The following is a 19,795-nucleotide window of genomic DNA, read 5'->3' as shown; positions in this document are numbered from 1 at the left end:
AAATTCCGTTTCCGCCGCACATATTCTGGCCCAAGCCGGATCAAAGACCGAGGGGACATCATGCGCGCGACGGTTCTACCACTGGCGACACTGCTACTGGGCTTTTCACTATTGCAGATGAGCAATGGGTTGCAGGGCACGCTTCTGGCCGTGCGTGCGGGGCTCGAAGGGTTTGGCGGGGCGACCACCGGCCTCATCATGTCGGGCTTTTTCGCGGGGCTGAGCGTGGGCTCCTTCGTAGCACCCCGGCTGATCAGCGGGGTGGGCCATATCCGCACCTTTGCCGCACTCGCCTCTGTCGCCTCTGCCGCGGCGCTGATGCATTTGGCTTTCATCGACCCTTGGGTCTGGATCGCCGTGCGCTGCCTGACGGGGTTCGCTTTTGCCGGGTTGATCATCGTGACGGAAAGCTGGCTCAACGCCTCGGTCAGTTCCGCGCAGCGGGGCAAATTGCTGGCGGTCTACGGCATGGTCGGCATGGCCTCGGGGGCGGCGGGGCAGTTCCTGCTGAACCTCGGGGATCCGGCTGAGTTCATTCTCTTCGTGCTTGTCTCCATCGTGATGTCGCTGTCGCTGGTGCCGATCTCGCTCAGCCGTGTGGAAGGGCCGCGCTCGGAAGGTGCGCAGGAACCGCCATCGCTGCGCCGACTCTGGGGGCTGTCGCCTTACGGTGCGGTGGCCGCAGGGCTGGTCGGAGCCTCTATCGGGACGTTCTACGGGCTGGCGCCGCTTTTCGCGCAGGAGATGGGCTATACCCAATCGCGCATCGCCCTGCTGATCGCGGCCTTTACCATCGGCGGCTTGGTGCTTCAGTTCCCGCTGGGCTGGATGTCTGACCGGATGAGCCGCCGCGGTCTTGGCGTGGGGCTCGCCGCCGCTGGCAGCGCCTTGATGTTGCTGACCCTGCCGATCCCGGCGCCGTCGGGGACGATGCTGCTGGTGCTGGGATTTGCCATTGGCGGGTTGGTCCTGCCCGCGCAATCCATCGTCATCGCCCATGTCAACGACCGCGCCCCCGGCTCTGCCGTGGTGGCCGTCTCGGGCGGGCTGGTGCTGATGCAGGGGATTGGCGCCGCCATCGGACCGCTGCTGGCGGGTGTGCTGCTGGATACGCTGGGGCCGCGCGGCTTGCCGCTGGCGCTTGGCGGTTTTCAGTTGACCATCGTGGCATGGGGGCTGCTGCGCATGACCCTGCGCAGCGATCCCGAAACCCAGGAGCGCCACGCGGCGCCGCCCCTGACCCCCAACTTCGTCGAAGGCGAGCTCAGCCGCGAGGAATAGCGCGTCTCAGCTTTGGGGCCAGCTCTCCGGTACGTTGCGACGCAACTCTTCCAGCCACGGGGTGGCAACGGAATCGGACGGCGCGCGCCAGTCTCCGCGCGGCGACAATGCCCCCCCGGCGCTGACCTTGGGCCCATTCGGCAGGGCCGAACGTTTGAACTGGCTTGTGGCGAAGAAACGATGCAGGAATTTTTCGAGCCAGTGGCGGATCGTCTCCAGATCATAGGCATTGCGTTTGCCCTGCGGAAAGCCCTCGGGCCAGCGCCCGGCCTCGACATCATGCCAAGCGTGCCATGCCAGAAAGGCCACCTTTGACGGGGCGAGCCCGTAGCGCATGGTGTGAAAGAGGAAGAAGTCGTTCAACTCATAGGGGCCGATCATCGACTCGGTGCTTTGGATCTCTTCACCTTCACCCGCGGGCACCAGTTCGGGCGAGATCTCGGTGTCGAGAATGGCTTGCAAGACCTTGTCCGTCTCAGCGTCGAACTGCCCCGACCGGGTGGCCCAACGGATGAGATATTGGATCAACGTTTTCGGCACGCCGGTGTTCACCGCATAGTGGCTCATCTGGTCGCCAACGCCGTAGGTGCACCAGCCAAGCGCCAATTCGCTCAGATCGCCGGTGCCGATGACAAAGCCCTGCCGCTGGTTGGCGAGCCGGAAGAGGTAATCGGTGCGCAGACCGGCTTGGACATTTTCAAAGGTGATGTCATAGATCGGCTCCCCGTCCGAAAAGGGGTGATCCATATCCTCAAGCAGCTGCCGGGCGGCGGGGCGGATGTCGATCTCATCCGCGGTGATCCCCATGGCCCGCATCAATTTCCACGCGTTGGATTTGGTGCCTTCAGAGGTGGCGAAGCCGGGCATCGTGAACCCGAGGATCCGGTCGCGCGGGATGCCCATACGGTCACAGGCTTTCGCCGCCACGATCAGCGCATGGGTCGAATCCAGCCCGCCGGAGATGCCGATCACCATGGTCTTGCCCTTGGTCGCCTCAAACCGGCGGCGCAGACCTTCGACCTGAATGTTGAACGCCTCGTAGCAATCTTGGTCGAGATGGCTTTCGCGGTTCGGCACATAGGGAAACCGGCGCACGGGGCGGATCAGACCGGCGTTTTCGTGATGCGGTTGATGGGCAAAGGTCACGCGGCGGAACTCCGGCGCGCGGTGCCGCGCGGCGTCATGGAAACTACCCGTCCGCATCCGCTCTGACTGGATACGCCCGCAATCCACATCGGCGATGGTCAGTTCCGGCTCCAGCGGGAAACGGGTGGATTCGGCCAAGAGATCCCCCAACTCATGGATCATCCCCTGCCCGTCCCACGCCAGATCGGTCGTGCTCTCCCCCGGCCCGGCGGCGGAATAGACATAGGCCGCGAAGGCGCGCATGGATTGCGACCGGCACAGCAGGTGACGGTCAGAGGATTTGCCGATCACGATGTTGGAAGCCGAGAGATTGGCGAGAATAAGGGCGCCCTCCAAAGCCGCATCCGCCGAAGGCGGCGCAGGCGTCCAGAGGTCTTCGCAAATTTCGGCATGGAAGATCAGACCGGGTAGATCCGTCGCCTCGAAAATCAGGTCATCGCCAAAGGGCACAGTCCGGCCCGCGACGGTGATCTCTCCGCCGGTGTCCCGGCCATGGGCGAACCAGCGCTTCTCATAGAACTCACGGTAATTGGGGAGGTAGGATTTCGGCACCACGCCCAGCACCTGCCCGCGTGAAATGGCGATGGCGCAATTGTAAAGCCTTCCCTCGCGGCGCAGCGGCGCGCCGAGCAGGATCACGGGGGTCATCTCGGCACTGGCCTCGATCAGGTCGCCAAGCGCCTCTTCCACCGCCGCCAGAAGCGCGTCCTGCATGTGCAGATCGTCGATGGCATAGGACGAGAGTGACAGTTCGGGGCAAACCAGCAAATCCACCCGCGCCGCATCGGCCCTGCGCATTTCGCCCAACAGGCTGTCGCGGTTGAAGGCCACATCGGCAGGCCGCACATGCGGCGTGCAGGTCGCCACCCGGACAAAACCATGACGGTGGTAGGCGGTAAAGGCGGCGGCTTGGCTTTTGCTCACGTCAGGCTCTCTTCCAACATATCCAAAATCGTTTCAAGGCATCGCTGCCGGATCGCATCCCGGCCAATGGCTCCAAAGGACTCGGCCCGATGAACCGTGTTACACCCCTCGCGCGCAAGCGCAAAATGCACAAGCCCCTCTTCATCCCCAGGGCTGCCCGGCCCGGCAAAGCCGGTGGTCGAGACGGCGATCTGCGCGCCCGAGCGGTGCTGCGCGCCTTCGGCCATCGCAATAGCCACGGGGCGCGAAACCGCGCCGCAGCGGTCCAAAAGCGCCCGGTCGACTCCCAACAACTCATGCTTGGACTGATCCGTATAGGTGACGAAACCCCGCTCAAACGCGTGGGAGCAGCCTTCGATATCCGTGAGCAACGCCGCGACTAGCCCGCCGGTGCAGCTTTCCGCCGTGGCGATGTGAATGTCGCGGTCGCAAAGCACTTTCAAAACGGATTTCGCGCGATCTGCGATGTCGGGCTGCGCTAAAGGATCACTGTTCTGCATCTTCGCTCCGCCACTTGGTGCCTTGTTAAGCAAAACCCCCGATCCGCTACGGCGGTTCCTTGCGTTGACCCGCCGCGAGCCGCCTGCTTAACATTGCAAGAAACCAAAACGCACCTTTGCATATGGGACCGAAGCGATGATTGATCTCTACACATGGACCACCCCCAATGGCCGCAAGGTCTCGATCCTGCTCGAAGAATTGGGGATCGACTACAATGTGCACGCCATTGACATCGGCAAGGACGAGCAGTACGCGCCCGAATTTCTTAAGATCAGCCCCAACAATAAAATCCCCGCCATCGTGGACCATGACACTGGGGTAAGCCTGATGGAATCCGGCGCGATCATGGTCTACCTTGCCGAGAAACATGGCCGCTTCCTGCCCGAAGGGCTGGCCGCGCGGGCCGAGGTGATGCAATGGCTGATGTGGCAGATGGGCGGCTTTGGTCCAATGGCCGGGCAGGCGCATCACTTCCTGCATTTCAACCCCGGCAAGGCCGCCTATGCCGAAGAGCGGTTCAGGGCCGAGGTCAAACGGCTTTACGGCGTGCTCGACAAACAGCTTGAGGGGCGGGACCACATTTGCGGCGCATATTCCATCGCGGATATGGCCTGCTGGCCGTGGGTGTCGCGCTATGAATGGCAGCAGATCGACCTTGCCGATTATCCCAATGTGCGTGCGTGGTATCAGCGCCTGCGCGCACGGGACGCGGTGCAGAAGGGCTACCACGTGCCCAAAGTGATGGGCGAGATTCCCGAGGGCTGACATCCGCCCGCCGCCGCGATTGCAACATAGGCAGGAACCAAGAGACAGGTTGAACGGTTGCACCTTCGAAGGCAGTGCTGCCACCCGCGCAGGCTGCCCTTTTCATGAATGGGGGGCAGTATCGTGACGCTTGATCTCAGAGATGTATCCTCGTGCCGCCGTGCGGCGTTACTATGAACAGTGCGCCGCGTTTCGACCCTTTCCCGCCCCAGTCGCAAAGGAATATCCTGTCGCAATCTGCTCGGAAGGCTTTGCGCCACGCGGCGCGAGCCGAAGAGACAGGCACCGCCCCGGTCAGCGGCTCTATCGACATTCTGCGCGACGCGAGTCTGATGCTGGAAGATGGCGCCACGGCCCCCTTGCGCACCGCCCATGCGCTGATGCAGATCGGTGCCGCCAACCTCAGCGTCGGTCGCCTGTGGGAAGGCCACGTCAACGCGCTGCGCCTGATCCGCCTTTATGGTAGCGCGGCGCAGGTCGAGCGGGCGAAACAGGTGATCCGGCAGGGCGGGCTTCTGGGCGTCTGGGGCGCTGATGGCGGCAATCCGGCGCGGTTCGAGAAAGGCACTCTCCAAGGCGAAAAGATTTTCGCCTCGGGCCTCGGCACTGTCAGCCATGCGCTCGTCTCGCTCAATTCCGGCCCTGATGTGCAGCTTGCGCTGATCGACGTGACCGACCCCGCGCGCGGCGATGCCTCGCAATGGGACATGCTGGGAATGCGGGCGACAGCCTCGGGGAAATATGACTTTTCCGGCCTGACCCTTGAGGATGACGCCCTTATCGGTGCTCCCGGCGACTATCTGAAAGAGCCGCATTTCGTCGGCGGCGTCTGGCGGATCGCGGCGCTTCAGGCGGGCGCGGCGGCGGGGTTGATCGATGCGGCGGCCACTGCCTTGCGCGAGATGGACCGGCTTGAGGCCGAGGCCCAGCTGAGCCGCCTGATGCAGGTGCTGATGCGGATATGGGCCGGAATGGCATTGGTCGAACGCGCCGCCCTCACCACCGCGGATGTGCACGCGGAGGAGACCCTCGTCAGCACCGCCATCGCCGCGCGGATTTATACCGAGGAAGTCGCCCTCGACGCGATTAAAGCGGTAGAGCAAAGCCTTGGGTTGCGCCATTTTGCCGGAACCTCCGAGACAGGTCGCATGGCGCGCGATCTCTCCGTCTATCTGCGCCAAGCCGCACGCGATGCCTTCCTGCAACGCGCCGCCCGCCATGCGCTTTCCAGCGACCAGACGGTTTGGGGTGTCTTTGGATGAGCCCTAACGCCCCCCTCGCCAAGGCATTGTCGGGCCGCGCAAAGATCGTGGTTCTGGCGCCGCACCCGGACGACGAAACACTCGGCTGCGGCGGTCTTTTGGCCCGCGCTTTCGCAGGGGCCGGGGCGCATGTGATCTGCCTGACCGATGGTGGTGCCAGCCATCCCGGTTCCCGTGCATGGCCCCCGGCCCGATTGGCCGAGACGCGGCGCGCGGAATTGGCAGCGGCGCTTGATTTCCTTGGTGGCGGGGCGGCGGATCTGACATGGCTCGGCCATCCCGACAGCCGATTGCACGAGGTGCCTGCCGATACCCTCCTGACCGAGTTGACAGAGGTGATCGACGCCCAAGCCGCCCGCCACATCTTCGTCCCGGCCCGCGAAGACAAACATTGCGACCATCAAACCACCGCGTCACTGGCCGACAGCCTACGCGTGCAGCGGCCCTGCCTGCATTTCCATAGCTATCCGGTGTGGAGCCGTTTCGATGATCCGAACTTTACCGCGAACACGGCGGGCTACGCCCCCCTTACCTTCGACACCGCCGCCTATCGCGATGCCAAAAGCGCCGCGATCCACGCGCATCGGAGCCAGCTTGGCCAGACCGTAAAAGACGATCCCGATGGGTTTGTCCTGCCCGAGGCGATGATCGACCTCTTCGCGCAGCAAGATGAAATCTTTTGGAGGATGCCGTGATGGGGGTGGGGTTGGATCATCTCCAAGGTCTCTATGCCGAGACAGCCGATCCTTGGGGGTTCGAACATAGCGCCTATGAGCAAGCCAAATTCACGGCAACGCGGGCGGCGCTTTCGCAAGACGGCTATCGCTCGGCTTTCGAGTTGGGCTGCGGCAATGGCCAGTTGGCACGTCACCTGATCGACATCTGCGCGCGCTATACCGGGATGGATGCCGTGGGAAGCGCCCTGACCGCCGCGCGCGAGACGGTGCCGGAGGCGCGCTTCATCCAAGGGTTCTATCCCGGCCCCCTGCCCGAGGGGGATTTCGATCTGCTGATCCTTTCGGAAGTGCTTTATTTTCTGGATCACGCAGGGTTGGACCAACTGGCGACCGACATCGCGAGCCGCTGGCCGCAGGCCGAGATCATCTGCGTGACGTGGCGCGGCGACACCGGCAATCCGCTGCAAGGGGAAGAGGCGCTAAACGGGTTTGCCAAGGTGCTCGACACCCATGCCTTCACCTGCGTCAGCGCGACCGAGGACTACCGCATCGACCGCGCCTTTCCGGGGAAGAGCAGATGAGTTTCGAGCGCTGGAAAGACACCGCGATCATCATCCCCGCCCGGAACGAGGCGGAGCGGATCGGCGCTTGCCTCACCGCCCTCGCGCCCCAGTGCAACGACCGGGTCCGCGTGATCCTTGTGGTGAACAACACCGATGACGACACTGCCAAGATCGCAAAGGCGGCGGCGGGCCGGCTTGGCATCGACCTCACCGTGCTCGATCTGACCTTTCCCCCCGGCATGGGGGTTGGCGCGGCAAGGCGGAAAGGCTGCGCCGTGGCGCTGGAACAGATGCCCCATCTGCGCCAGATCCTGACCACCGATGCCGATTGCCGCGTCAGCGCCGATTGGGTGGCGCGTAGCATTCACCACCTTCAACGTTTTGACGCGCTTTGCGGCAGGGTCACGCTGAACCCCGAAGAGGCCGCCACATTGGCGCCGCAAGACCCGATGCTCGAGGTCCATGAAATGGCCTACCGCCGCTTGGTGCTCGCGCTCTACGCGCGGCACGCCCCGAACTGCGCCGATTTGCAGGACAGCCATGGCGAAGCGCCGGGGGCCAGTCTTGGCTTTACCCGCGAGGCCTATGAGGCCGTCGGCGGTTTTGCCCCGATCCCCTGCGGCGAGGACCGCGCGATCATCCGTGCCGCGCGGGCGGCGGGCCTTCGGGTGCATCACGCGGATGATGTCTGGGTCGAAGCCTCTTGCAGGCTGGTCGGGCGGGCGGCGGGCGGCATGGCGGATACGCTGCGCATTCGGCTGAGCGGAGCGAACTATCTGGCCGATGACTGTTTGCCGGATGCGGGCCGCCTGCTGGATCAACTGCGCCGGGGGGCATTGGGCTGCTGGCCGGCTCAGGTGCCGCAGGCTGAATGCATACCGGTTGCGGAACTGCCCGCGCATATCGCGCTGTTGCGCGGCTTTTTTAACCGGTCGGTGACGCGCGAGACACCCGCCCCTCTTACCTCGGGTTCCGCCGATCTCCGCCCTTGCGAGAACTTTCCTGCCTGCGGCGCAAAAGCATCGGAACCCGTGCCCTCGGGGGTGGTTGAACTTTCATAGGGTCCGGCACTCACCGTTCGCTCTAAAGCAGGCCTTTTCGCCCGCTAGATATTAGCAACAAATCCTCCCGATTATATTCCGGGGGCGCTGTGGAGAAAGATCATGACAGACAAAGAACTTGGCAAAGGCGGCGAACCCCGCCAGCAAACCACGGACCGGGAAAAGACGATGACGACCGCGCAGGGCGGCCCGATCGCGGATGATCAGAACTCACTCAAAGCAGGTCCGCGTGGCCCGGTCTTGATGGAAGACCATGTATTCCGCGAGAAGATGTTCCACTTCGACCACGAGCGCATTCCAGAGCGTGTCGTTCACGCCCGCGGCTACGGCGTGCACGGGCATTTCGAACTGAAGGAAGCGATCCCCGAACTTTCCTGCGCCGATATTTTCCAGCGTGTCGGCGAAAAGACCCCGACCTTCACCCGGTTCTCGACCGTGGCGGGCAACAAGGGCTCTGCCGATCTGGCCCGCGACGTGCGCGGTTTTGCGACGAAGTTCTACACCAAAGAGGGCAACTGGGATCTCGTCGGCAACAACATCCCCGTGTTTTTTATCCAAGACGCGATCAAATTCCCCGACCTCATCCACTCGGTCAAACCCGCCCCGGACCGTGGCTTCCCGCAGGCGCAGTCGGCGCATGACAACTTCTGGGATTTCGTCTCGCTCTCGCCCGAAGCGATCCACATGACGCTGTGGCAGATGTCCGACCGGGCGATCCCGCGCTCGCTCCGCTTCATGGAAGGCTTCGGCGTGCATACCTTTCGGCTGATCAATGCCGAAGGCAAATCGCATTACGTCAAATTCCACTGGAAGCCGAAGCAGGGTGTGCAATCGGTGGTCTGGAACGAGGCGCTCAAGATCAATGGCGCGGACCCGGATTTCCACCGCCGCGACATGTGGGATGCCATCGATGCGGGCGACTATCCGCAATGGGATCTGGGCATTCAGGTTTTTGACGACGAATTCGCCGACAACTTCGAGTTCGACATCCTCGACGCGACCAAGCTGATCCCCGAGGAACAGGTGCCGGTGCGCATCATCGGCACGCTGACGCTTGACGCCAATGTCGACAACTTCTTTGCCGAGACCGAGCAAGTGGCCTTTTGCACCCAAAACATCGTGCGCGGGATCGACCACACGAACGACCCGCTGCTTCAGGGCCGGAACTTTTCCTACCTCGACACGCAGATCAAACGCCTCGGCGGGCCGAACTTCACCCATATCCCGATCAACGCGCCGAAATGCCCGTTCCACCACTTCCAGCAAGACGGCCATATGGCGATGCACAACCCCAAGGGCCGCGTGAACTATGAGCCCAACAGCTGGGGCGAGGAGGGTGGCCCGCGGGAAAACCCGGAGATTGGGTTCAAAAGCTACCCCGAAGAGGTCAGCGGCACCAAACAGCGCGTGCGGTCCGAGACTTTCGCCGACCACTACAGCCAAGCGCGCCAGTTCTACATCAGTCAAACCGAGATCGAGCAGCAGCATATCGCGGCGGCCTATACCTTCGAGTTGTCGAAATGTCAGGAAGAGCGCATTCGCCTGCGGATGCTCTCGCATCTGATGAACGTCCATGACGATCTGGCGAAACAGGTGGCCGAAGGCTTGGGCGTGACCGAAATGCCGGAACCCGCCAAACCCGTGCGGGAGCCGATCACCGATCTGCCGCCGTCCGACGCGCTCAGCATTCTGAAGAACGCGCCGAACACATTCGCGGGCCGCAAGCTGGGCCTGTTCCTGACCGAGGGCGCGGATGCCTCGGTGGTGGAAGCCTTGGAAAAAGCCTTTGCCGATGAAGGCGCGATGGTGGCCATCGTGACGCCGCATATCCAAGGGGTGACCCTGTCGGACGGCAGCACCCGGCAAGCGGATGAGAAGATCGACGGCGGCCCGTCGGTGGTCTTTGATGCGGTGGCCTTGGTCTTTGGTGATGAGAAAGCCGATAAGATCGCCAAGAACAAACCGGCACAGGATTTCGTTTCGGACGCCTTTGCGCATAACAAGTTCATCGCTTGGACCACAGCCGCCGATCCGCTGCTCAACGCCGCCGGGGTCGAGAAGGACGAAGGCACGTTGGAGGTCTCTGCCGATAACGCCGGTAAATTCCTTGAGACCTGCCGCAAACTTCGGTTCTGGAAACGCGAAGAAAAAATGAACTGGGAATAAGAAAACACCGGGTCGGGGCGGCAATGCCCCGGCCCTTTTTCTAACGCCGGTGCACCTGTGATGAGGGTGAAATGGCGTTCGCGGTGTCCTGCAGGCGCGGCAGAATCTCGGCCCTGATCCGCTCCCGCGTCCAAGTATGCGCCGAGACCGAAGATTGCACCGCCGCAAAGGCCCGCCCATCGGGGCCGATGATCGGACAGGCCACGCCAATCTCAGACAAAATCATCTGATCGCTGGAGATCGCATAGCCCTGCTGCACGGCCTCCCCAATGCTGTTGCGGATCGTGGCGCGGTCCATCGTGGTGCGCGCGGTAAAGGGCTTGAGCGGCCAAGTCTCGATCGCCTCTTCCCGGTCTTCGGGCGAGAAGGTCGAGATGATCGCCCGGCCCGCCGACGTTGAAAGCGCAGGCAACCGCCGCCCGATCACCGTGGCCGCGAAGTAGGTCCGTTGGCAAGGCAAGCGACTGACGTAGATGATGTGATCGGTCGAAAGCTCGGCGAGGTTCACCGTCTCCCCGATCTCTTGGCTGAGGTCGATCAGCTTGGGAATCGCCTGCCCGACCAATTGATCAGACCAGTAATAGGCATAGGCCAGTTCGAGCCATGCATGGGACGGGCGGTAGCGCCGCGTTGCCGGATCCTTTTCCAACATGCCTTCGATATGCAGCGTATTCGCCAGCCTCTGAACCGCGCTTTTGTCCAATCCGCTGCGCGCGGCAAGCTCGACCAACGACAATTCCGTATGCGATTCATCGAAGGCGCGGAGCAGCCGCAACCCCTTAGCGAGCGACCCGACGTAGAGGGTATTTTGCTTCTTTTCCAATCACCTACCCTGAAAACTGGCCCAATCGTTCACACCGGGGCTTGACGTATGTCGGTCCGATTGCGTTTATTAATCGTATTGCGATATCAAGTATTACTATATGATACGATGCGCAAGCCAAAAAGATACGGAACCGAATTCGTTAACCAACAGGGGAGTTGACCATGAAATCCACGGTCCTGAAATCAACCATCACCGGACTTGTCCTGGCCGCCGCCACCGGCGCGGCTTGGGCGGACAAAGCCAATGACACGCTGAATGTCGCCTTCACCAAAGAGCTTGAGAACGTCGACAGCTACTTCAACTCGTCTCGCGAAGGCGTGGTGCTGCAACGCGCGGTCTGGGATGGTCTGATCTACCGCGATCCGGTCAGCAACGAATACATCGGCAACCTCGCCACCGAATGGGAATGGATCGACGACACGACCATCGAATTCAAACTGCGCGAAGGCGTGAAATTCCACGACGGGTCGGACTTCACCGCCGATGACGTGGTCTTTACCGTGAACTACGTCGCCGATGAAGCTAACGGCGTGAAAACGCAGCGCAACGTGAACTGGATGAAATCGGCCGAGAAGGTCGACGATTACACCGTGCGCATCATGCTGAAAGAGAAGTTCCCGGCGGCGATTGAATTCCTCTCTGGCCCCGTTTCGATGTATCCCAGCGACTATTACGAAGAAGCCGGCCCCGAAGGCATGGGCCTCAAACCCGTCGGCACCGGCCCTTACAAGGTGACCGAAGTCGTCCCCGGCCAGCACTTCAAACTGGAAGCCTATGAGGGCTATCACGACAGCCCCAAGGGCAAGCCCAGCATCAAGAACATCGACATCCGCACCATCCCGGATGTGAACACGCAGATGGCCGAACTCTTTAGCGGCTCGCTTGATCTGATCTGGCAGGTGCCGTCGGACCAGGCCGAAAAGCTGGCCGAGCGGGATGAGTTCCAGGTCTCCAACGAATCCACCATGCGTGTGGGCTATCTGACGCTCGATGCGGCAGGCCGGTCCGAGGACAGCCCCTTCACCGACGTGCGCGTGCGCAAGGCCGTGAACTACGCCATCAACCGTCAGGAACTGGTCGACGCGCTGCTCAAAGGCAAATCCAAGGTCGTCTACACCCCCTGCTTCCCCAGCCAGTTCGGCTGTGACGAAGAGGCGGCGGTGAAGTATGAATACAACCCCGAGAAAGCCAAGGAATTGCTGGCCGAGGCGGGCTACGAAGACGGTCTGACCATCGACTTCTACGCCTATCGCGACCGCGAATATGCCGAGGCGATCACCAGCTACCTGAACGCCGTGGGCATCGATACCAACTTCAAGATGTTGCAATATTCCGCCCTGCGGGAGCAGAACATGAAGGGCGAAACCGCCGTGTCGTTCCAGACATGGGGCAGCTATTCGATTAACGACGCCTCCGCCATGGTCAGCCAGTTCTTCAAACATGGCTCGCTCGACTACGCGATGGACGACGAGACGCTGGAATACCTCAACATCGCCGACAGCTCGACCGATCCCGAGGTCCGTAAAGAGAACTACTCCAAGGCGATCGAACGCATCACCGAGGAAGCCTATTGGGCGCCGATGTTCTCCTACAACACCAACTATGTGACCACCAATGAGGTGGAATACACCCCCACAGCCGACGAAGTTCTGCGCTTCACCACGGCCAGCTGGAAGTAAACCAATCGGCGGGGGCGCCGTGACCGGTGCCCCTGCCCTTCTCCCCTTCCGCACCCAACCCAGACCCACGCGGCAGGCCCCCGCCTGCGGCGCAGCCTCAAGGTAGTTGCACCCGTGCTTCAATTCATTCTCAAACGATTGGGACTGGCCCTTCTCGTGGCCTTCACCGTGTCGTTTATCAGCTTTAGCCTGCTGTTCCTGTCGGGCGACCCCGCCGCAGCACTTGCGGGTGAAACCGCCAGTGGCGAAGATATCGAGGCCCTGCGCCGTCTCTATGGTTTCGACCGTCCGATGCTGGTGCAATATGGCGAATGGCTGTTCTCGGCCCTTCAGGGCGATTTCGGCGAAAGCTACTATTTCCGCCTGCCCGTCGCCTCGCTCATCGCTGACCGGTTGAGCGTAACCATGACGCTCGGCGTCTGCGGGATCACCTTCGCGCTGCTGACCGCCGTGCCCTTGGGCGTAGTCGCCGCGATTCGCCCCAATTCGATCATCGACCGTGTGGCGCTCTTCATATCGGTCGCCGGCCAAGCGATGCCGAGCTTCTGGTTCGGCCTGATCCTCATCGTGGTCTTCGCCATCCAACTGGGCTGGCTGCCACCTTCGGGCACCGACACATGGCGCCATTTCATCCTGCCGACCGTGGTGCTGGGCTATTACGCCATGCCCGCGATCATGCGCCTGACGCGCGCGGGCATGCTGGACGTGTTGAACTCCGACTACATCCGCACCGCGCGGGCCAAGGGCGCCAACGAGCGCAGGGTGCTTTTCCGCCACGCGCTGCGCAACGCGATCATCCCGGTGGTCAGCCTCGCCGCCGTGCAGATGGGCTTCATGCTGGGCGGCTCCATCGTGGTCGAGTCGATCTTCGCGCTGCATGGCGCGGGCTATCTGGCCTGGGAGAGCATCGCGCGCAACGATCTGCCCACCGTGCAGGCGCTGATCCTGATCTTCTCGATGTTCTACATTGTTTTCACCTTCCTCGCAGACGTGCTGAACGCATGGCTCGACCCCCGCATGAGGAGCAGCTGACATGGCCACGGCAAGCACACATGACAGCCTTTTGGACGAAATCACCGGCCCGACCCCCGGCCAGATGCTGCGCAAGCGCATCTTCGGGCACCAAGGTCTGCTGATCGGGGCGGTCGTTCTGATCATCCTCACGATCATCGCGATTCTCGCGCCGTGGATTGCGCCGCATGATCCCTATGCCCAAAGTCTGATGACCCGGATGGAGCCCCCCGTGTTCATGGGCGGCACATGGGAGCATCCCTTGGGCACCGATCATCTGGGCCGCGATTACCTGTCGCGTCTCATCTATGGTGCACGGATTTCGCTGCTGATCGGGGCCGTGGCGGCGCTGATCTCGGGCCTGATCGGCACCGCCATGGGCGTGGCTGCTGGCTACTTTGGCGGCAAGGTCGATGCGGTCGTCACCTTCCTCATCAACGTGCGTCTTGCGATGCCGGTGGTGCTGGTGGCGCTGGCCGTGGTGGCGATCCTTGGCGGGTCGCTGCAAGTGGTGATCATGGTGCTGGGCCTGCTGCTTTGGGACCGTTTCGCGGTGGTCATGCGCGCCTCGACCATGCAGGTGCGGCGGCGTGAATATGTGGCGGCGGCGCAGGTCATCGGTGCCTCTACCCCGCGCATCCTCTTGTCCGAGATCATGCCCAATATCGCCAACAACCTCATCGTCGTGGTGACGCTGGAAATGGCCCATGCGATCCTGCTGGAAGCGGCGCTCTCCTTCCTCGGCCTTGGGGTGCAGCCGCCGACGCCGAGCTGGGGGCTGATGGTCTCAGAAGGCAAGAACATGATGCTCTTCGAGCCGTGGCTCGTGCTGATCCCGGGCGCCGTGCTTTTCGTGCTGGTGCTGGCAATCAACCTGATGGGTGACGGTCTGCGCGACGTCACTGCCCCCGAAAACCGGAGCTGACCCATGACAGAACCCCTTCTGAGCGTCCGCAACCTGCGGCTCGACATTCCCACGGGCGGCGGCACCCTACATGCGGTGCGCGGCATCGACTTCGACCTTAACCGTGGCGAGACCCTCTGCATCGTCGGCGAAAGCGGCTCGGGCAAATCGCTCACCTCGCTTGCGCTGATGGGGCTTTTGGGCAAATCCATCAAACGCAGCGCCGACCGGATGACCTTTGACGGGACCGAGTTGACCACCGCCAGCCACGGCCAGATGCGCAGGCTGCGCGGGGCGCGGATGTCGATGATCTTTCAAGAGCCGATGACCTCGCTCAACCCGGCCTACACCATCGGCGACCAGCTGGCCGAGGCGCTGCTGCTGCACCGCAAGGTCAGCCGCCAGCAGGCGCGGGCGCGGGCCATCGAGCTTTTGGAAAAGGTCGGCATTACCGCCGCCGAGAGCCGTCTGTCGCAGTACCCGCACCAGCTGTCGGGCGGGTTGCGCCAGCGTGTGATGATCGCCATGGCGCTGATGTGCGAGCCCGAACTGATCATCGCGGACGAGCCGACAACCGCGCTCGACGTGACCATTCAGGCGCAGATCCTGCGGCTGCTGCACGATCTGGGGCGCGAGATGAACATGGCCGTGATCCTGATCACCCATGACCTCGGGGTCGTGGCCCGCGTGGCCGACAAGGTCGCGGTGATGTACGCGGGCGAGTTGGTCGAGACCGGCCCGGTGGGCGATATCTTTAACGCCCCCTCGCATCCCTACACCCGCGGGCTGCTGCGCTGCATCCCGCTCCCCGGCAAGACCGACCGCGGCGCGAAACTGGGTACGATCCCGGGCATTGTGCCCTCGCTGGTGGGCGCGGTCGAAGGCTGCGTCTTCCGCACCCGCTGCCCCCATGCCGTGGCCGAATGCCGTGGCGACATCCCCAAGCGCGAGGACGGCAACCACGCCTTCCGCTGCATTTTCCCCGATGGCAAACGCCATTCCGAGAAGGAGCTGACCGTATGAAGGACAGCGTGAACACACCCCCGGTGCTGGAGCTTTCCGGCGTCAGCAAGACCTACCGGGTGAAACAGGGCATGTTCGGCAAGGTCAAACCGCTCACGGCGGTGAATGATGTGTCGCTGCAATTGGGCAAGGGGGAGGTGCTGGGCCTCGTCGGTGAATCCGGTTGCGGCAAATCCACCCTTGCCAAAATCCTTTTGGGGCTGGAGGAGCCGACCGCGGGTCACGTTAAGATCGACGGTGAAGAGATTACCCAACAGGGCCGTCTGGCGCTGGCGCGGCGGATTCAGCCGATCTTTCAAGACCCCTATTCCTCGCTCAACCCGCGCAAGAGCATCTATGACGTGATCTCTCTGCCGCTGCGGGTGCACAACATCGGTGACGAGGAGAGCCGCAAGAAAAAGGTGAAGGAGATCCTCGACGTTGTGGGCCTGCCGCAGCGGGTGATCAACACCTACCCCAGCCAGATGTCGGGCGGGCAGCGCCAGCGTGTGGCCATCGCCCGCGCGCTGATCATGAAGCCCGAGGTGGTGATCTGCGACGAGCCGACCTCGGCGCTGGATGTCTCGGTCCAAAGCCAGATCCTCAACCTTCTGGGCGAGCTGCGCGAAGAGTTCGGCCTGACATACCTCTTCATCAGCCATGACCTCGCGGTGGTCGAACATCTCGCCACCCGCGTGGCGGTGATGTATCTGGGCGAGATCGTGGAGCAGAACTCGGTCGCCGGTCTGTTTGATGCGCCGCGCCACCCTTACACCAAGGCGCTTTTGAAATCCGTGCTGACGCCTGAGCCCGGTTTGGGCGTGCCGGACACGCAGCTTGGCATGGCCTACCCGAACCCGATCGCGCCGCCGCCCGGTTGTCATTTCCACCCGCGCTGCCCGCGCGCGACGGATCTGTGCAAGCAAAAGGCACCGCGTCACACCCCGATCCCGCAGGGGCATGTCGCCTGCCACCTGCACGATCCGGAAACCCCCATGTACGAACAAGAGTAATCCCATGTCATCGAACCTGTCGCACAGCAGTCAAACCCGCAAAACCGTCATCGAAACCGAACATGGCGTCGTCGCCGCGCAGCATCGGTTGGCAGCAATCGCGGGGGCCGAGGTGCTTGCGGCAGGGGGCGATGCGGTGGATGCCACCGTGGCCACTTCTTTCGTCATCGGCGTGTTGGAACCTTGGATGAGCGGCCCTGCGGGCGGCGGGGCGATGATGCTCTGGCGCGCCGAGGAAGGCCAAGCCCATGCGCTCAACCACGGGATGCGCAGCCCCCGCGCGCTCGATCCCGCGAACTATCCGCTGAGCGGGCGGGGCAAGGCGGGCGATCTCTTCCCCTGGGAACATGTCGAGGGAGACCGCAACGTCCAAGGCGCCACCGCCATCGCCGTGCCCGGCGTGGTCGACGGGCTGGGCCAAGCGCATGAACGGTTCGGCAAGATGCCTTGGGCCGATCTGCTTGCCCCGGCGATCGAACATGCCCGCAAGGGTCTGTTGGTGGATTGGTATGCCGCGCTGGTCATCGCCTCTTGCACGCGCGAACTGGCCAAGGATGCGGATGCGGCGGACCTCTTCCTCGAAGACGGGCAATGGCCGACGATCAGCGGCTGGACCGCGCTGGCCGAAAAACGGCTGGACCAATCGCGCATGGCCGACAGCCTTGACCAGATCGCGCGGCACGGGGCGCGCGCGCTCTATGATGGTGACCTCGGGGCCGCGATGGCGCGGGATGTGCAGGAGAAAGGCGGCTGCCTCAGCCACGACGACCTGCAAGCTTACCGCGCCGAATTCAGCGCGCCGCTCGACTTCGCCTACCGCCATGCGCGTTTCCATGTCGTGCCGGGGCTGACCGCCGGGCCGACCTTCCGCGACACCTTTGCTTCCCTCGCGACCGAAGACCTCGGGCAAGCCCCCGGCCCCGACAGCTATGCCGCCATGGCCGAGGCGCTCAAAGGCGCCTATGCCCGCAGGCTCGGCTCCATGGGCGACACCGGCGAAAGCCCCGAAGCCCCGGGCTGCACCACGCATTTCTCGGTCGTCGACCGTTATGGGAATATGGTGGCGCAGACGCAGACGCTCCTGTCGATCTTCGGCTCCCGCGTCGTCTCGCCCTCCACGGGCTTTTTGATGAACAACGGCATCATGTGGTTCGACCCGGTTCAGGGCCGCCCGAATTCTTTGGGGCCGAACAAGCGCTGCCTGATGAACGTCTGCCCGGTGATCGGCGAACAGGGCGACAAACGCTTCGCCTTCGGGGCTTCCGGCGGTCGCAAGATTCTAGGCGCGGTGGCGCAACTGTCCTCCTTCGTCACCGATTTCGACATGTCGCTCGAAGACAGTTTCCACGCCCCGCGCATCGACGCCTCGGACGTAAACCATCTTATTGCCGATGAAAGCCTGCCGCGCGAAGTGCTCGACCGGCTGCGCGAGAACAATGAGGTCGCCGAGACCAAACGCACGATCTTTCCCTACGCTTTCGCCTGTCCCGCAGGCGTGATGCGCACAAACGGGCAGAATTCCGGCTGCACCGAGATCATGTCGCCTTGGGGCGACGCCATTTCCGAAGATATGACAAAGGACATTGAAGCATGACCCGCGATCAAGCGATCGAAGCGATCTCGACCTATTTCGATGAGGGGACGTTCCAAGCCGAACTGGCCAATCTCGTTTCCTACGAGACCGAAAGCCAGAACTCCGACCAAGCTCCCGAACTCAAACGCTATCTGGTCGAGACGATGGAGCCGCGGCTGACGGCGATGGGCTTTGCCTGTCGCTTTCACGACAATTCCGACCCACGCGGCGGCCCCTTTCTGGTGGGCGAGCGCCGCGAGGGCGACGACCTGCCGACCGTGCTGACCTATGGCCACGGCGACGTGATCCGCGCCCAGACCGACCAGTGGCGCGAGGGGTTGCATCCTTTCAAACTGGTCGAAGAAGGCGACAAGCTTTATGGCCGCGGCACCGCCGACAACAAGGGCCAGCACCTGATCAACATCGCCGCCATCGAAGCGGTGCTGAAAACCCGTGGCAAGCTGGGTTTCAACTGCCGCATCGTGATTGAGATGAGTGAGGAGACCGGCAGCGCGGGCCTGCCCGAGTTCTTTGCCGAACACCGTGAGGAACTGACTGCCGATGTGCTCATCGCCTCGGACGGGCCGCGGCTGCAACCCGAAGTGCCGACCATGTTCATGGGGTCGCGCGGGGGCGTGTCGTTTGATCTGATCGTCGACAAACGCGAAGGCGCGCATCACTCGGGCAACTGGGGCGGCTTGCTGGCCGATCCGGCGATGATCTTGGCGCAGGCGCTGTCGACCATCACCGACAAACGCGGGCAAATCCAGATCCCCGAGTGGCGGCCCGACAGCCTGACCCCCTCGGTTCGCGCGGCGTTGAAAGACCTGCCGATCGAAAGCGACGATGGCCCCGCCATCGACACCGACTGGGGCGAAGAAGACCTGACCCCGGTCGAGCGCGCCTACGGTTGGAACAGCTTTGCCATTCTCGCGATGAAAAGCGGCGTGCCCGAAGCGCCAGTCAACGCGATCTCGGCCCATGCGACGGCCACCTGCCAATTGCGCTATGTCGTCGGCACCGATCCCGAAGACATCCTGCCCGCGCTGCGCCGCCACCTTGATAAACACGGCTTCGAAGATGTGCGGATTGAGCCCCACGACCGCGGGTTCTTCCGCGCGACCCGGCTGGATGCGGATCACCCTTGGGTCAAATTCGTGGCTGATTCTCTGACGAAAAGCGCCGGGAAAGCGCCGCATATCCTGCCCAACCTCGCAGGCTCGCTGCCCAACGACAGTTTCAGCGATATTCTGGGGCTGCCGACCGTCTGGGTGCCGCATTCCTACCGCAGCTGTTCGCAGCACGCGCCGGACGAACATGTGTTGAAACCCGTCTGCCGCGATGCGCTGCGGGTGATGGCGGGCGTGTTCTGGGATTTGGGCGAAGGCAACACGCCGCCCCGCGCCGCGTGACAACTGCCGGGCGGGGGCCGTGGCCCCTG

The 19,795-nt window shown here is 62.9% G+C and carries 16 protein-coding genes and 1 pseudogene; 14 read left to right on the top strand and 3 right to left on the bottom strand.

The features are described 5' to 3' along the window. Window positions 1-60: 60 nt before the first annotated feature. On the top strand, window positions 61-1,281 hold the full coding sequence (locus tag ACGYLC_RS15390; protein ID WP_394423701.1) for an MFS transporter: 1,221 nt from the start codon (window positions 61-63) through the stop codon (window positions 1,279-1,281). Between the two features lie 6 nt (window positions 1,282-1,287). Here the strand turns inward: ACGYLC_RS15390 and ACGYLC_RS15385 are convergent, their stop codons facing one another. Both ACGYLC_RS15385 and ACGYLC_RS15380 read right to left on the bottom strand, forming a co-directional pair. Then, complete coding sequence (locus ACGYLC_RS15385) at window positions 1,288-3,351, bottom strand: NAD(+) synthase (protein WP_394423700.1); 2,064 nt, start codon at window positions 3,349-3,351, stop codon at window positions 1,288-1,290. Then, entirely contained in the window at window positions 3,348-3,851 is a 504-nt protein-coding gene (locus ACGYLC_RS15380; protein WP_394423698.1) for a CinA family protein, read from the bottom strand. Before ACGYLC_RS15380 ends, ACGYLC_RS15385 begins: the two co-directional genes overlap by 4 nt. 136 nt (window positions 3,852-3,987) lie before the next feature. Between ACGYLC_RS15380 and ACGYLC_RS15375 the strand changes: the two genes are divergently transcribed. From ACGYLC_RS15375 to ACGYLC_RS15350, 6 genes and pseudogenes are all read left to right on the top strand, one after another. Then, window positions 3,988-4,617: a glutathione S-transferase family protein gene (locus tag ACGYLC_RS15375; protein ID WP_394400987.1), complete on the top strand. Its 630-nt coding sequence runs from the start codon at window positions 3,988-3,990 to the stop codon at window positions 4,615-4,617. Window positions 4,618-4,790: 173 nt separating this feature from the next. Next, a complete protein-coding gene (locus tag ACGYLC_RS15370) occupies window positions 4,791-5,879 on the top strand; it encodes an acyl-CoA dehydrogenase (protein WP_394423696.1) in 1,089 nt (362 codons plus the stop codon). Then, window positions 5,876-6,574, top strand: coding sequence for a PIG-L deacetylase family protein (locus tag ACGYLC_RS15365; protein ID WP_394423695.1), 699 nt, complete (start codon window positions 5,876-5,878; stop codon window positions 6,572-6,574). The genes ACGYLC_RS15370 and ACGYLC_RS15365 overlap by 4 nt, the downstream gene beginning before the upstream one ends. Next, window positions 6,574-6,945, top strand: a pseudogene (locus ACGYLC_RS15360) (class I SAM-dependent methyltransferase); the annotation flags it as partial. The gene ACGYLC_RS15365 and the pseudogene ACGYLC_RS15360, both read left to right, overlap by 1 nt. Before the next feature lie 188 nt (window positions 6,946-7,133). Beyond that, complete coding sequence (locus tag ACGYLC_RS15355; RefSeq protein ID WP_394423693.1) at window positions 7,134-8,180, top strand: glycosyltransferase; 1,047 nt, start codon at window positions 7,134-7,136, stop codon at window positions 8,178-8,180. A gap of 102 nt (window positions 8,181-8,282) precedes the next feature. Next, the gene (locus ACGYLC_RS15350) at window positions 8,283-10,346 is read left to right on the top strand and encodes a catalase (RefSeq protein ID WP_394423691.1); all 2,064 of its coding nucleotides are present in this window, start codon (window positions 8,283-8,285) and stop codon (window positions 10,344-10,346) included. A 40-nt stretch (window positions 10,347-10,386) separates the two neighbouring features. Here the strand turns inward: ACGYLC_RS15350 and ACGYLC_RS15345 are convergent, their stop codons facing one another. After that, on the bottom strand, window positions 10,387-11,169 hold the full coding sequence (locus ACGYLC_RS15345) for an IclR family transcriptional regulator (RefSeq protein WP_394401000.1): 783 nt from the start codon (window positions 11,167-11,169) through the stop codon (window positions 10,387-10,389). Between the two features lie 164 nt (window positions 11,170-11,333). Between ACGYLC_RS15345 and ACGYLC_RS15340 the strand changes: the two genes are divergently transcribed. From ACGYLC_RS15340 to ACGYLC_RS15310, 7 genes are all read left to right on the top strand, one after another. Further along, window positions 11,334-12,851 (top strand): ABC transporter substrate-binding protein, encoded by a 1,518-nt coding sequence (locus tag ACGYLC_RS15340; protein WP_394401003.1) that lies wholly within the window; start codon window positions 11,334-11,336, stop codon window positions 12,849-12,851. A 114-nt stretch (window positions 12,852-12,965) separates the two neighbouring features. Further along, window positions 12,966-13,883, top strand: coding sequence for an ABC transporter permease (locus ACGYLC_RS15335; RefSeq protein ID WP_136720362.1), 918 nt, complete (start codon window positions 12,966-12,968; stop codon window positions 13,881-13,883). Window position 13,884: 1 nt separating this feature from the next. Further along, window positions 13,885-14,787, top strand: coding sequence for an ABC transporter permease (locus ACGYLC_RS15330; protein ID WP_271690227.1), 903 nt, complete (start codon window positions 13,885-13,887; stop codon window positions 14,785-14,787). A gap of 3 nt (window positions 14,788-14,790) precedes the next feature. After that, window positions 14,791-15,789 carry an ABC transporter ATP-binding protein gene (locus ACGYLC_RS15325; protein WP_394423689.1) on the top strand — a complete coding sequence of 333 codons (999 nt, stop codon included), beginning with the start codon at window positions 14,791-14,793 and terminating at the stop codon, window positions 15,787-15,789. After that, the gene (locus ACGYLC_RS15320; protein WP_209219165.1) at window positions 15,786-16,781 is read left to right on the top strand and encodes an ABC transporter ATP-binding protein; all 996 of its coding nucleotides are present in this window, start codon (window positions 15,786-15,788) and stop codon (window positions 16,779-16,781) included. Before ACGYLC_RS15325 ends, ACGYLC_RS15320 begins: the two co-directional genes overlap by 4 nt. A gap of 4 nt (window positions 16,782-16,785) precedes the next feature. Beyond that, window positions 16,786-18,375, top strand: coding sequence for a gamma-glutamyltransferase family protein (locus ACGYLC_RS15315; RefSeq protein ID WP_394423687.1), 1,590 nt, complete (start codon window positions 16,786-16,788; stop codon window positions 18,373-18,375). Next, window positions 18,372-19,766 (top strand): M20 family metallopeptidase, encoded by a 1,395-nt coding sequence (locus tag ACGYLC_RS15310; protein WP_394423685.1) that lies wholly within the window; start codon window positions 18,372-18,374, stop codon window positions 19,764-19,766. Before ACGYLC_RS15315 ends, ACGYLC_RS15310 begins: the two co-directional genes overlap by 4 nt. The last annotated feature ends 29 nt before the right edge of the window (window positions 19,767-19,795 follow it).

The organism is Sulfitobacter sp. 1A12157 (assembly GCF_043557345.1).
In the GTDB taxonomy this organism is placed as follows: Bacteria; Pseudomonadota; Alphaproteobacteria; order Rhodobacterales; family Rhodobacteraceae; genus Sulfitobacter.
Note: the sequence above shows the minus strand (reverse complement) of the source record. Positions and strands in the feature narration are given on the sequence as shown.